Origin of the sequence: Nitrososphaera sp. AFS, assembly GCF_009898475.1 — an archaeon.
GTDB lineage: Archaea > Thermoproteota > Nitrososphaeria > Nitrososphaerales > Nitrososphaeraceae > Nitrosopolaris.
This window is the reverse complement of the sequence record NZ_QURE01000007.1, coordinates 28,081-42,283: the sequence shown is the minus strand read 5'-3', so window position 1 is coordinate 42,283 and position 14,203 is coordinate 28,081. Positions and strand designations below refer to the sequence as shown.

The window sequence follows — 14,203 nt, the reverse complement described above, 5'->3', positions numbered from 1 at the left end:
CGGTTGGAATACTCCTGGGATTATGCTACATGCCTGAGGGTGATATTCTCTCTTGATAGTAGGGTTGCGATTGTCCAAACATAAAATTGTAGTCCAGAGGAATCCGGAAAAGTCAGGTCTATACATTTGTAAGATCTTTTCGTATTTCAACAGCTGGCCTTTTGTCTTGTGTTCGTGCCTGATCTCAAGGTCCCCGATTACTAGCTTGTTGATATCGGAAGCAAGGCCAGATCCGAGCTCTGCAAGAACAGTTGCTGACAAATGTCTGCCAACGTTGTCCGCAGAAAAAAACATGAATCGTGGCTTTTTAAATTGCTGGCCATATTCTGGTGAGATCTTTGAGGAGTGGTCGCGATTCGTTGCGATTTGACTTATTACCTTAGTATCCAAAAGGTTGATTGGGTATCGTAAGTTAGGGTCTTCTACACAGATAACAGCATCTGCACCGTAAAAGATCAGTTCTTCGCACATTTTCTTAATGTCGTCTCCTACCGCGATAGCAACAACCTTCTCTCTGGAGGAGTACTTGCTGTTAAAGCCGTCCATTATTCTTCTGGCCTCACCCAGCATCTCAAATGTGACTGGCAGAGGCCTACCCTCTTCATGTTCTGCTACCAAATACAAATGTCGATAGCCTGATTCGTCCTCGGCGGATCTGAGGTTGGACTCCACCACATCCCCGGCAGATACCTTGACAGCAGTCAACTCTGTTGAGAGTTGCCCCCTTTGGCGATTTCCAACATCTTTCCAGCAACGGTACGTAATTGATCTGGGTCAGAACCGTCAACTACTGTGGCACGCCTACTAGCTCCTGCTTTGGGAATCTTTTCAACCTTGTACACTATCGTAGGTGAGCCCGGCAGTCCAACCATGCCAGGATCTACACCTAACTCCTGAGCATTGAATACCTTAAGATAGTTTTTATAAACTTGTGCTCGACGCTCACCTTCATTTTGGTATCTCGCCGATGCGAGTCTTTGAGAAATTGTGCTAAAAATTGACTTGTAAGACGGATCGACAGCGATAAAAACAGGCAGGCTTGCTTCTACCTCTTCAACAATATCAGGCGTCCCTTGCAAGGATATCAAACGCCTTGCGGATACACTTCGTTTTTCAACATTAATATCATAGCTTACTACGTTTCCCAAAAAAGTATAACCAAGCTTCCATGCTGTTTGCGGACCAGTCTGACCGGTTTCGCCGTCAGATGCTCTATGCCCAGAAAACACTATGTCTATCTCTCCCTGGCCTTCCATTTTTTTTATTCCAAATTTCAATACTTCGGCAGTAGCTAGAGTATCAGCTCCTGAAAATATCCTATCGCTGTACAGATGAAGAGAGTCTGCATCAGAAATCAATTGGGCCTGTCGCAATGCAGAATCGGCGATCGGTGGTCCCATAGTTGCAATTGTTATGTCTGCTCCGTACTTTACTTTAGCAAAAAAAGCAGCCGAAGATGCTAAAGCACTGTGTGGCCCAAGTATGCTTTTCGTCTCGGCCCGATTCAATGTACCGTCAGAGTTATAACTCACATTACCTTCAGAGAAATCAGGCTCTAGTTTCACTATAACTGCTATCCTTAAGGCAGAAGTCATTAACTGTGGTCTTTCTATATCATAGCTTTAAATGGGTTACGCAACAAATTGATGGTGCATTCTGTGACTCGAGACCTTTTTAAGACAATTAAAGAAGTAATCCAAGGGCTGCTGAAAGAATAACCTTGTTAGACTATTTTTCTCTGAATTAACCGGCCACACAGGTAAGTCTAAGCAGACTGAGGCATCGTAAGCGTTTGCTCAAAATACTTAGATCTTAGTCTTTCGTAAACAGATCTGATTGGAGGATAAAAGTCGGGAAGTTTAGGTTTAAGCATGGTGTATGCAATATAGAAGTCTTCAGCCTCTCTAAGATATCTCTTTATCTTGTCATAAATTGCCTTATTATTCATTTGTGCTATTTCGAGAATAAAAGTCATATTGTTTAACCTATCTGCCAGCTTGATTGTTTTTACATCATATTGAGACGAAGACAGCATTTCACAATAACTCTGGAATCTGTTTAGTTCCCTTTGAGCTTTTTCTGGACCAGGGAAATTGTCTAATGGCGGGATCTTCAGTTGCGTTGCTATTTCCTTTACCCTGCTTCCGAACCTGTAACTCAAGTATGCCTCAAATCCATAGTCTTTGGTTTTATGATAATCAAGAATTCTATCGTTATCTTCTAATATATCGTGCAATAATGCTGATGCAATTTCCACGCTGGTCAAGGTGCGATTGACTGCCCTGTAATGCCTCACCACATCTGCTGCCACAGGCCAGATATGTGTGTCTAAGAATGACGATTTGGCATCCTCTCTAGTTACGCCATGATGTACTTCTTCGGCAAGTTCCATTGCGCCCTCTACGAAATCATCTACACGAAAGTTAGCGTCCCTTTCCAAAAAAACCAAGAATTCTTGCTTGCTCATTGCAAATTCAGGTTTTTTCATATAATATAATATCGAGAATCTAGAAAAAAAGTCTTCCTATTGCTTTTACCCGGATACATCTTGAAATCTATAGTAATATATGCTCGTTTTGACGAATAACTTTTCCTGTGCTCAAGAGCTATAACTCCTTTAGGCTGACGCAAACGGCATACCCCCCACGTGGAGATCAACCAGAAGCAATTGATAAATTGTCTTATGGGGTTTCGCAAAGACCTGGTCTCCAAACTTTGCTTGGAGTTACTGGTAGTGGCAAGACATTCACAATAGCCAATGTGATTGCTAAATCGAAAAAGAACACACTAGTTCTTTCTCATAACAAGACACTCGCAGCACAACTTTACGCCGAATTTAAGGAATATTTTCCCAATAATAACGTTGGCTACTTTGTTAGTTTTTACGACTATTACCAGCCCGAAAGCTATATCCCGCAATCAGACACCTACATCGAAAAGGATACTGAGGTGAACGAAAAAATTGAAAAAATGAGGTTAGAGGCCACATCTATGCTGATGTCTGGCGAGCCGACCATTGTTGTTTCAACTGTTTCATGTATTTACTCCCTTGGCTCACCGTCAGAATGGAACGAAAACTCTTTGATGATTTCAGTGGGGATGCAGATCAAGAGAAATGCTCTAGTTCGCCGATTGATTGATTCCAGATATGAGCGAAATGACTTGTCCTTAACGCCAGGCACCTTTAGAGTAAAAGGTGATATAGTGGATGTCATTCCTGCATATTCTGATGACGTGGTTCGTATCTCACTAGACGGAGATCAGGTCGAGTCAATAAGCATTCATAACCACCTTACAATGAGAAAATTAAGGGACATGTTTTCAGTAACAGTCTTTCCTGCAAAACATTATATCGTAAGTGAAGACGCCAGATCAACTGCAGTCCAATCTATTGAACAAGAATTGGAGAGCTGGCTTCCCAAGTTGCCAGGCGAACTAGAAAGACAGAGGCTGAATTCGAGGACAACGTATGACCTTGAAATGATTCGCGAGCTAGGCTATTGTTCTGGAATTGAAAATTATTCACGCCATTTTGATGGCCGGTCGCCCGGCCAGCCGCCATATTGTCTGCTTGATTTCTTCGGTGATGATTTTTTGTTGGTAATAGACGAATCTCATGTGTCTCTTCCTCAGCTGCGAGGCATGTATGCCGGCGACTTCACAAGAAAAAAGACGCTAGTAGAACATGGGTTCAGGCTCCCAAGTGCATTTGACAATCGGCCCTTAAAATATGAAGAATTCCAAAAATATATGAAAAATGTCGTGTTCGTGTCTGCCACTCCGTCGGAAACCGAGACGCAACAAAGCTGGCAGGTAGTAGAACAGGTTGTCAGGCCAACAGGCCTAGTGGATCCCAAAATAATTGTTAGACCTACTCAGGATCAGATCAGTGATCTCATTAGGGAGGTGACCATCAGGGTGGCCAGGAATCAACGGACGTTAGTCACAACATTGACAAAGAGAATGGCTGAAGATTTGGCAGAATTTCTTGCAAGAAAGGAGATTAAAGTTCGCTATATGCATTCTGAGATAGACGGATTGCAAAGGACTGACCTTTTAAGAAGACTCCGTTTACAAGAGTTTGATGTATTGGTAGGGATTAACTTGTTAAGAGAGGGATTAGATATCCCTGAAGTCTCCCTTGTAGCGATTCTAGATGCTGACAAAGAAGGCTTTTTGAGAAACGCTACAAGCCTCATCCAAACGTTTGGAAGAGCAGCCAGAAATATCGACGGGACAGTCATTATGTATGCTGATACGATAACTAAGTCTATGGAGTCTGCAATAAGCGAGACCGATCGTAGACGTGCTAAACAAATTGAATTTAACTCAAAGCATGGTATAGTCCCACAATCTATCGTTAAGGCAATTCCGATACCAGTAGACGAAATCGTAGAAGCTAAAGACTATGCAATATCAAATACTGCGTCTATGACCAAGACCGAACTTACAAAACTTTCAATTGAAATTGAGACAGCTATGAAAAAATATGCTGAAGACTTGGACTTTGAAAATGCGATAAAGTACAGAGACAAGTTGAATAGGATAAAGCAGACGTTGGGCGAGATGAATTTAGAATAGGATGGAAAACGAGAAATGCACAACAGAATAGTCATTCGCGGTGCGAGGCAGCACAATTTAAAAAATATCGATCTGGAGATTCCAAAAAACAGCTTGGTTGTAATAACGGGACTATCAGGCTCGGGAAAGTCAACCCTTGCTTTTGACACTATATACGCTGAAGGCCAGAGGAGGTATGTGGAATCTCTTTCTGCTTACGCTAGACAATTTCTAGAGCTGATGGATAAACCCGATGTTGACTCAATTGACGGATTGTCACCAGCTATCTCCATACAGCAGAAAACGACCAGCAAAAATCCACGCTCTACGGTGGGAACTGTGACTGAGATATATGATTACCTCAGACTCCTTTTCTCTCGAGTTGGCACCCCTCACTGTCCAAGATGTAATCAAGCAATAACAAGCCAATCTACCGAGGCCATAACTGATTCGCTTCTTAGGACCTTAGATGAGAAACAGATTCTGATTATTTCACCAGTGGTACGAGCAAAGAAAGGATCTTACGAAAAGCTATTTGAGGAAATAAGACAAAAAGGATACTCTAGGGTAAGGATCGATGGACAAATAGTAAACCTGGACAGTGATACAGAAGTAACAAGTGATAGAGAAAGGCACAATATTCCCCGGCTAGACAAACAGAAAAAACACACCATCGAAGTTGTAGTCGATAGACTGAAAGTATCAGCTGATGAAAAAAGCAGAATATTTGAATCACTTCAAACTGCCTTAAAGCTAGGCAACGGAATCGCAACTGCTTCCTTTAATAATATTGATAGATTGTATACTCAACGTAATGCCTGCGTCAAATGCGGCATAAGCATTGGTGAACTGGAACCTCGTAATTTCTCATTTAACTCACCTTTCGGAGCGTGTAGCGAATGCAATGGATTGGGAATGAAGATAGAGTTCGATCCGGATCTTGTCGTACCAGATAAGACTAAGAGCATATTGGAAGGAGCCATAAAGCCTTGGATGGGACGCTTCGGAACATTCCGCACGGCTATACTAAGAGACGTAGGTAAGCACTTTAACTTTGACCTGAACACCCGCATTTCTGATATGACAGACGAACAATTGAGGATAATATTATATGGAACTGACAAAGTGATCCAATACAAACATGAGTCTAAATATTCCTATTCCAAATGGGAATATCGCGGCCAGTTTGAGGGCGTTATCCCCAGCTTAGATCGAATATACAAAGAGACTGACTCAGATTCTAAACGTGACGATCTAATGCAATTCATGCGTGAGAGGGACTGCGAAAAATGCCACGGAAAGCGACTCAAAGATGAAGTCCTTGCAGTTAAAATCAATAATAAATCAATTATGGAAATATGTGATCTTTCGGTTCAGGAAACTTACAACTTTTTTGAGAAGTTAATTCTTTCTGCGACAAATATGCATGTAGCTAAAGTAATTCTAGGAGAGATTAAATCAAGGCTTGAATTTCTTATCAACGTTGGTCTGACATATCTTACATTAAATCGAATGTCAGCCTCCCTTTCCGGCGGGGAATCACAAAGAATCAGACTGGCTACTCAAATAGGCTCTAACCTTACAGGTGTCCTTTATGTTCTAGATGAGCCTACAATCGGTCTACATCAGAGGGATAACACAAGACTGATAAGTACTCTCAAGCGACTGCGTGATCTCGACAATACGTTAATAATTGTTGAACACGACGAGGAAGTCATACGTAGTTCTGATTGGGTCGTCGATATTGGTCCGGGAGCAGGCGTGCATGGAGGGATGGTTGTTGCAACTGGCCCATTAGAAAATATTCTCGAGTCCAATGAATCAACAACGGCTGCTTATCTTAGAGGTGATAAACGCACATCCTCGAGACGAATAAGAAGGACGCCTAACAAGTGGTTGACGGTTTATGGAGCAAGAGAAAACAATCTGAAATCGATTATCGTAAAGTTTCCGATAGGATGCTTGATAACAGTCACAGGTGTATCTGGATCAGGCAAATCTACACTCGTAAATGACATCTTGTATAGATACCTTGCTATGCATTTCCACAATTCTAAAGAGAGGCCAGGCAAGTTCAACAAATTGACTGGATTAGAACAAATTGACAACGTAATTGGTATAGATCAATCTCCTATAGGCCGGACTCCAAGATCTAATGCTGCTACGTACATAAATGCCTTCACACCAATTAGAGAAATATTTTCACGGACTCCACTCGCGAAGGAAAATGGTTATCGTCCTGGTCGCTTTTCTTTCAATGTTTCCGAAGGCCGCTGTGAATCTTGCGAAGGGGCAGGAGTCAGGAGGATAGAAATGCAATTTTTGCCGGACGTATACGTTGTCTGCGATGAATGTAAAGGTAAACGGTACAACTCTGAGACTTTAAAAGTTAGGTACAAAGGCAAGAATATTTCTGAAGTGCTTGATATGACGGTAGAAGAAGCCCTCATATTCTTTCAAAATATTCCGACAGTTCGAAAGAAGCTTCAAACGTTAGAAAGGGTCGGACTAGGCTATATCAGAATAGGGCAACCAGCAACCACTCTATCTGGTGGTGAGGCTCAGCGCATTAAGCTCTCTGCGGAGCTTTCTAAAAGAGACACAGGTAGAACCTTGTACATACTTGACGAACCTACTACTGGGCTCCATTTTGCCGATGTTAGCAAACTACTAGATGTATTGGACTCATTAGTTAGTTTAGGCAACACCGTGATCGTCATTGAGCATAATTTAGATGTCGTTGCCTCTTCTGATTGGATTATTGATCTAGGGCCAGAGGGGGGCGAAAACGGGGGTGAGGTAGTATGTGTCGGATCTCCAGAAGACATTGCTGGTTGTGAAAGCAGTTATACTGGTCAATACCTTAGGTCAAAGCTATCAATAGATCAGTTGATTTTTAGGAAAGGTGCTAGATCTTCAACTCAGTAGTTCAGGAAGAGATAGGCTCACAAATTAAACGCCTGCCCAATTCACCAGGCGTCTACATGATGAAGGATGGAGATGACAGAATAATTTATATCGGAAAGGCAAAGAATTTGCGTAAGCGGGTTTCTTCCTACTTCAAACAGCCATCTGGCGACGCTGCATCCATGGGCTATGATAGCAGCAGATGGAAAACATCAAAACTCATCAGCAGGATTCGCGATCTAGATTATGTTCTCACCGATAATGAAGTAGAGGCATTTTTATTAGAGTCAAATCTCATTAAAAAATACCGACCTATTTTCAACATAGAACTCAAGGATCAACAACGCTACACATATCTCAAAGTTACCAATGAGCCTTTTCCTAGGCTACTGGTTGCTCGGCGAAATGCGAATGGAGATTTATACGGACCAAAGGGAAAAGTGTACGGTCCTTTTGTCTATGGAAGTTCAAAGTTTCTAACGATAGGCTTACTACGGAAAATATTCAAGATTAGAATCTGTAATAAATTGCCAAAAAAGCCTTGCCTTGAATATTTTCTAAGAAACTGCGATGCTCCTTGTATCAACAATACTACCATGCAAGACTACATGAAGAACATTAAATCTCTACAGAACATTCTGGAAGGCAAGAGCGACATTAGCAAGTTCATGGGTGAAATGGAAGTAGAAATGAAACAAGCCTCTCAAAACCGCGATTATGAAAGGGCCCAGCAAATACGAGATACGCTACATAGGCTCAGAAACCTAAGCGTAAAGCAAAAGATGGAAAAAGCCGCGTTGCGATATTCAAATGAAGAATATGTGGGAATAATAAAGCTGGTTCATGAAGGAGTGGCCCACGTTATGACACTCCGTAGAAGAAACGGCGTAATAAGTGACATGAAAAAATTTGAGTTCGAGCTGCTTGGGGATAATTCACTGGCAAGCTTTTTGTGTCAATACTATTCGTCTTCTCCAGAAATTCCACAGCTTATTTATGTAAACGAGGTACCGGAATCGAGTATCGCATTGACCGAATCAATCAAGCGATTTACAGATCATGATGTCAAAATTATTTTGGTCTCAGACAAAACAAAGGAGAAGGGAGAATTAATGGATTTAATACTGCGTAACTTGTGGAGACACGCCGAGAACGGTTTTCCTCCGGAAGTTGTTGAACTAAAAGAATTGCTTCATTTGTCTGCCATTCCATCCGTAATCGATTGCTTTGATGTGTCAAATTTAGGAACGAAGTACGCTGTTGGGGCTTGTACTCGTTTTGTTAACGGAAAACCACAAAAGGAATGCTATCGAAGATTCAAAATCAAGTTAACATTCAGTCAAAATGACTTTGCAATGATGCACGAAATTGTAAGTAGGAGGTATTCATTTTTAAAGGTAAACAACCCTCAGGTGACTGAATGTACATTGCCAGATCTAATAGTAGTAGATGGCGGGAAGGGACAGCTTAGTTCTGCCGTAAGCGCTTTGAAAAAGGCCGGTCTTCACATCCCCTGCATTTCTATAGCTAAAGAAAATGAATCAATCTATTCGCCAAATCTGATATCTCCTATTCAGATTCCTCGTAGAACCCAGGCTCTGAAATTGATCCAGAACCTAAGGGATGAAGCCCATCGTTTTGGCTTGGCTTACAATCGTCATTTAAGAAAACTCGGTGACTCTGACTAGGAAGTCGCATTTTTCATTGTACCATAAGGTTGGGCATATTTCCATTAATGATGTCATCTAATCACATAGCTATACCGACAATAGTCGTCGCTGGCGCTACAAGCGGGGTCGGCAAAAGTTCAGTCGCTATGGCGGTCATGCACTCACTGAAGAAGAAGAGTTACAAAGTTCAGCCGTTCAAGGTTGGTCCAGATTTCATTGATCCTAGTTACCATACTTTTGTCACCGGCAGACAATCCCGAAATTTGGACATATGGATGATGCGGAAAAGGGGTGTACTAAATTGCTTTTACGAGAGTTGTCATGATGCAGACGTAGCAGTAGTAGAAGGAGTAATGGGATACTTCGACGGAATATCTGGAAGACACGATTATGGAAGTACGGCTCATATAGCAAAGATTTTAGATGCCAAAGTCATATTGGTGATAGATGCGGCTAAAGCAGCAAGATCTCTTGCAGCTATTGCCATGGGATTTATAAAATTCAGCAAAACGCTAAAAATCCACGGGATTATACTAAATAAAGTTGGCAGTTCAAAGCATGAGGCAATTCTACGACAGGCGTTTGCTGATAAAGTAAATGTGCCAATTATAGGGATGATAAGAAGGAACAGCGAAATCACTATGCCCGAAAGGAAATTAGGATTGACCCCGGCCGTTGAACTTGACAAAAGCAAAAAGAACGAAATTCTCTTGGCAGCCAGGTACATTGCAGAACAAATCGATCTTGAGAAGATTATGGATCTTATGCATAAACCCAGACATTCAGAACTAGGTCCCCCAGCAGTTCTGCGAAAAAAGGACGGCCCAAATGTAGCAGTTGCACTTGATCAGTCTTTTAATTTTTATTACGCAGATAATCTAGATGCTCTAAGGAAAGAGGGAATAAACCTAATATTCTTCAGCCCAATCCAGGACGTATGTCTTCCTCCCGATATCTCCGGGATTATTTTGGGCGGCGGCTTCCCTGAGATCCTCGCAAATCAACTGAGCAAAAATCAAAGCATGAAATCATCAGTATTAGAGGCAGCTCAAACAGGAACTCCGGTTTATGCCGAATGCGGGGGGTTAATGTATCTTAGTAGGTCAATTGTGGAGGAGGGCAGGGAGAAAATAAACCGAGGATATCCAAAAAGTAGGATGGTCGGGCTAATCGATGTTGATACAATTATGACTGGACGTCTAACTCTGGGATATACTATGGCCGAGTGTGAATCGCCTCCGTTCAAGAAAATGTTGAATTTGAGAGGACACGAATTCCATTATTCAAAAATAGAAAACGTCCAATGCGACGCAAAATTTGCATATAAAATGTTAAGAGGGAATGGAGTTGACGGACAAAGAGATGGATTCAGGGTGTACGATTGTCTTGCTTCTTATATGCACTTGCATTTTTCAGACACCAGATTATCACAGAGACTTGCCAAAGCATTCAGAAAATTTCGCAAATAGATTCTAATTTACTATCTTTGTCCTGGCAACATAGGCATGGAGTGCTCCAGCATACTATTGCTTCTCATGTTCAATTTTTTTTTTCAATGCACTATTCATTTCTTCGAATTTTCTCCGTATTTCGAAGTCTAGACGACTACCGGCAAGACTTACTCCGATGCCTCTGAATATCTCACGATGGACAAGTCTCACTTGATTATTTTCAAGCCTTTGCAAAGTTAGTATGTGCTCTCCGTCGAACAGCCCTGGCAGAAAGGCCTTCCCGAGCCAACGCATCTCATGGTTAGGCTCGATTTTGGTCAATACTGGTCTGTACTTTCTGGTTTTTTTAGTGGAAGTAGATATTTGTATCTCAAGCCTTGACCCTTCGTTGAGTTTTCCGGTTATATCGCGGATAAATGGATTCCAATCGCGATAATGACCGAAATCTGTCAGCACCCGCCACACCTTTTCGGGCGAAGAGTCGATATCCACCTCCGTTCTTATTTCCTTCAAATGGCGATCTTTTTCTGATTCTATTCAAACCCACTTATAGTTAAATTTTCTTTCAAATAACCCTCGATTTTTCATGAGAAGCCATCTTTCTGTTGAAACATCAAAAATTAAAAAATCTAAATGCGTTCGTCTAATTTACGGTGACCGTAGATAGAGCTATGTTATTCAGAATTTCTTTCTCCTTCTTTAATATTCAACAAGCTCTCTAAAATTGACGCGTTGACTTCATCCATATCTACGTTTTGTTTTAAATAATTCGCAAAGTCATTTGCGCTAATTATCCCCTGTTCTCTTCCGTCGTCTAGTACGAGAAGATGTCTGACTTTGTGCTGAATCATTTCATCTGCCGCCTCTCGCAGGGATGAGTTTGCATTCACCGTGATGATAGGTGAAGACATTATATCTGTAACAATGGTTTGGCTACTTTGCTTATGAAAAGCACATACTTTTCTAACCAAATCACGTTCTGTAAGTATGCCAATCGATTTGCCTGAAGTATCCACAATTAATAGTGAACCTGAACTGCTGTTTCTCAGCTTTTTCGCTGCCTGTTGAGCACTGCTGGAGCTTGTGAGTGTTTCAAGTTTCGTCTTTAAAATTTCCCTAACGGTCGTAAGTTTAGTCGAATCAGAATTATTCAAAGATCTGTACTACTAACTGTTGATATATAAAAAGAAAACCTTTCTTGGCCTTCTCACTTAAAATTTTTGAGCTAGCAGCATTAATGCATTCATTATCGAGGATGCAGCAGGGCTTCCCCCCTTCCTGCCGTTATTGGTGATACTTGGAATGGCAGTCTGTGAAAGCGCGTGTTTGGATTCTGATGCAGATACAAAGCCTACGGGAACGCCTACGACCAGAGCTGGTTTGGTTGTCCCTTCATTTATCATTTTGATTGTCTCAAACAAGGCAGTGGGAGCGTTACCAATCAAAACTATACCGCCATTCATTTCGTTAGAAGAAATTCTCATAGCCAGTTGCGATCGGGTCTTGTTTGAGGTGCGGGACATCTCGACTAAATTCTCATCGGATATATGACAAACAGCATCAAGCCCTAGACGAGTTAATGATTTCTTATTCAACGCAGAGAGCACCATATCCACATCACATACGATGGTGCACCTTTGTCTGATAGCATTGAAACCTGAAGAGAGAGCTTCATTTTGAAAAACAATCTTTGCTGCCCTGGCGAAGTCAAAATCAGCAGTTGAATGAATAACCCTTCGAACTATCGACCATTCAGTCGGATTATAAGTATGCTCACCGATTTCCTCATCTATTATCTTGAAACTCTCGTTTTCAATGTCTAGAGCTTTTTCCGACATTCCTCTTGCGGACAGCAAATCAGACGAACGATCAAATGGAGCCATCTAGTTTTTTCTTTTCCTCCTCAACACTTCCGATTACAAGTTTTATTAATTTATATCGGCTCCAGTACATTCTGTCATATTCCCTTTCATATGTATACTTTAGGAGCTTCGGCAACATCAGATTTTTCATGAGCTCTTTTATAAGGAGAGCAAGACATTAGGATGCGGCCTTTGGCTGTAGCTATTAGCATTCAAGGTATTTCTTCGTCTATATCCCTCGTGCCCAATTCAAGAAGCAGATCCTAAAGATTGGTAAATTGGTCTTATCGACTTGACGTCATAAACGTGCATCTCTAGAATTTTTGTCCGAGCTGCCAAGTCTGATGAGCAAAATATCTACGACAGCTGATGATACCAAAGTGTCTTGGTTACGGCTAAATTCAGTTTATGATCCCTTTTGATTTCTGTGCGTTGTTTTATTTCTTTGCCTTCAACATCGGATGCAAGTTATGTTATCTATTTCATTATCTAGACATTTGTTAATTCCCTCATACATATATGGTAGCGCAACTTGCAGAAGGCAATAATCTGCGTAAGAGTACATCTGCCTGGAATTGTGAATTCAGAACAGATAGGTTGCAATTCATTTCGCACTTCGTGGTCTCAGCTACTGATTGAGTAATGATAAGGCCATTCATATACTCAGAATTCAACTCTGGCGATCGCGACAGTAAGGTCAGGCGGATACTTCTGTTTTGGCACTACCAGTACTCCCTTCGAGCTTATGATAGATGAGGCTTCTGATACACTTGATGTCCCTTCAAACTTCTTTACAGTTTTTGATGGATTGGGGACAGGTATACTGTCAAGTGTATGCCTATCATATACCTCTAGAGGAAGTTTGTTCTGTTCCGAGAACTGCTTCAATCCCTGCACCACTGCACCACGATTAATTGATGCTATATTTTTGATAGACTTATAGCTCAACCCATAATTCACAAGTGTACTCCTAACTCCATTTTCAATGGTTTCGATTTTTGTATCTGCGTGAACTCCAAGTCCCACAACTAGGCTTTTTGGCCTGAAGATAACTGATCTTTCTAATATCAGCGGGTCATGGATTAATCTATCTGAGATAACTATCGCCCCTCTGAATCTTGACGTCTTCAAATCCTCAAGAGAGCCGACAATTACTACATTGGAGGGCAGGGGTTTTTTTTGCCACCAGTTCTTTTCTCCTGCATCCTGGTAAACACCAATTCTTTCTTCATTGACCATCATAGCACTCACTTTTGTTACATTCTCAAAATTTTCAATTGTCCACGAAAATTCCTGCCCCAGCAGATCAACAGCAATCGTTTCGTTCACATCAGCTGCTGTGGTGATGACAGGTCTACAGTTGTCAAAGAAGGTTGATATTAGACGGGCAAGCGAATTGGCGCCCCCTAAGTGTCCCGAAAGAGTGCTAATTGCGAAATTAGCACCATCATCAATTACAACGACTGCAGGATCTGTTTTCTTATCTTTAACTAACGGAGCGATCAACCTAATTGCAGCACCCAGAGAAAAAATGAAAACGAGAGCGTCACATCTATTGAAAAGAGCTGATACTAATTGAGATATTGGTTCTTTGAACCAATTTGTTATAGGTGAAGAGGAATTCTCAAATTTTATAGGGGCGTACGTTTCTATTTCAGGCATTTTGTCCTTAATCCTGCCAGCAATTTCAATCCCGCGCTTTGTAATGGCGACTATAGCTCTTTTTTCAGTCAATTAGATACCCTTAAAGTCA

General features: G+C 41.4%; 11 protein-coding genes. 4 read left to right on the top strand and 7 right to left on the bottom strand.

Features of this window, described 5'->3' with window-relative positions; translation table 11 throughout:
- The 3 genes from DYY65_RS01675 to DYY65_RS01665 all read right to left on the bottom strand — a co-directional run.
- Positions 1 to 705, bottom strand: a 705-nt coding sequence (locus DYY65_RS01675) for an electron transfer flavoprotein subunit alpha/FixB family protein (protein WP_370519264.1), incomplete at its 3' end; no start/stop codon positions are given.
- The gene (locus tag DYY65_RS01670) at positions 702 to 1,595 is read right to left on the bottom strand and encodes an electron transfer flavoprotein subunit beta/FixA family protein (RefSeq protein WP_162476258.1); all 894 of its coding nucleotides are present in this window, start codon (positions 1,593 to 1,595) and stop codon (positions 702 to 704) included. The genes DYY65_RS01675 and DYY65_RS01670, both read right to left, overlap by 4 nt.
- Positions 1,596 to 1,765: 170 nt before the next feature.
- On the bottom strand, positions 1,766 to 2,488 hold the full coding sequence (locus DYY65_RS01665) for an HD domain-containing protein (protein ID WP_162476257.1): 723 nt from the start codon (positions 2,486 to 2,488) through the stop codon (positions 1,766 to 1,768).
- A 107-nt stretch (positions 2,489 to 2,595) separates the two neighbouring features.
- On the opposite strand from DYY65_RS01665, the gene uvrB reads away from it, so the two are divergent.
- Genes uvrB through DYY65_RS01645 form a run of 4 tightly spaced genes read left to right on the top strand, consistent with a single transcriptional unit; the run spans position 2,596 to position 10,606 of the window.
- Positions 2,596 to 4,581 carry an excinuclease ABC subunit UvrB gene (gene uvrB, locus DYY65_RS01660; RefSeq protein WP_370519263.1) on the top strand — a complete coding sequence of 662 codons (1,986 nt, stop codon included), beginning with the start codon at positions 2,596 to 2,598 and terminating at the stop codon, positions 4,579 to 4,581.
- A gap of 15 nt (positions 4,582 to 4,596) precedes the next feature.
- Positions 4,597 to 7,488, top strand: a complete 2,892-nt coding sequence (gene uvrA / locus DYY65_RS01655; RefSeq protein ID WP_162476256.1) for an excinuclease ABC subunit UvrA — start codon at positions 4,597 to 4,599, stop codon at positions 7,486 to 7,488.
- Positions 7,473 to 9,155, top strand: coding sequence for an excinuclease ABC subunit UvrC (gene uvrC, locus DYY65_RS01650; RefSeq protein WP_370519265.1), 1,683 nt, complete (start codon positions 7,473 to 7,475; stop codon positions 9,153 to 9,155). Before uvrA ends, uvrC begins: the two co-directional genes overlap by 16 nt.
- Positions 9,156 to 9,202: 47 nt before the next feature.
- Complete coding sequence (locus tag DYY65_RS01645; protein ID WP_162476254.1) at positions 9,203 to 10,606, top strand: cobyrinate a,c-diamide synthase; 1,404 nt, start codon at positions 9,203 to 9,205, stop codon at positions 10,604 to 10,606.
- 54 nt (positions 10,607 to 10,660) lie between these two features.
- On the opposite strand, the gene DYY65_RS01640 is transcribed toward DYY65_RS01645, so the two are convergent.
- The 4 genes from DYY65_RS01640 to DYY65_RS01625 all read right to left on the bottom strand — a co-directional run bounded on the left by DYY65_RS01640 (position 10,661) and on the right by DYY65_RS01625 (position 14,184).
- A complete protein-coding gene (locus DYY65_RS01640) occupies positions 10,661 to 11,101 on the bottom strand; it encodes an SRPBCC domain-containing protein (RefSeq protein WP_162476253.1) in 441 nt (146 codons plus the stop codon).
- 161 nt (positions 11,102 to 11,262) lie between these two features.
- On the bottom strand, positions 11,263 to 11,742 hold the full coding sequence (locus DYY65_RS01635; RefSeq protein ID WP_162476252.1) for a CBS domain-containing protein: 480 nt from the start codon (positions 11,740 to 11,742) through the stop codon (positions 11,263 to 11,265).
- Positions 11,743 to 11,799: 57 nt separating this feature from the next.
- A complete protein-coding gene (locus DYY65_RS01630; protein ID WP_236561599.1) occupies positions 11,800 to 12,471 on the bottom strand; it encodes a precorrin-8X methylmutase in 672 nt (223 codons plus the stop codon).
- A gap of 642 nt (positions 12,472 to 13,113) precedes the next feature.
- A complete protein-coding gene (locus DYY65_RS01625) occupies positions 13,114 to 14,184 on the bottom strand; it encodes a cobalt-precorrin 5A hydrolase (RefSeq protein WP_236561598.1) in 1,071 nt (356 codons plus the stop codon).
- Between the last annotated feature and the right edge of the window lie 19 nt (positions 14,185 to 14,203).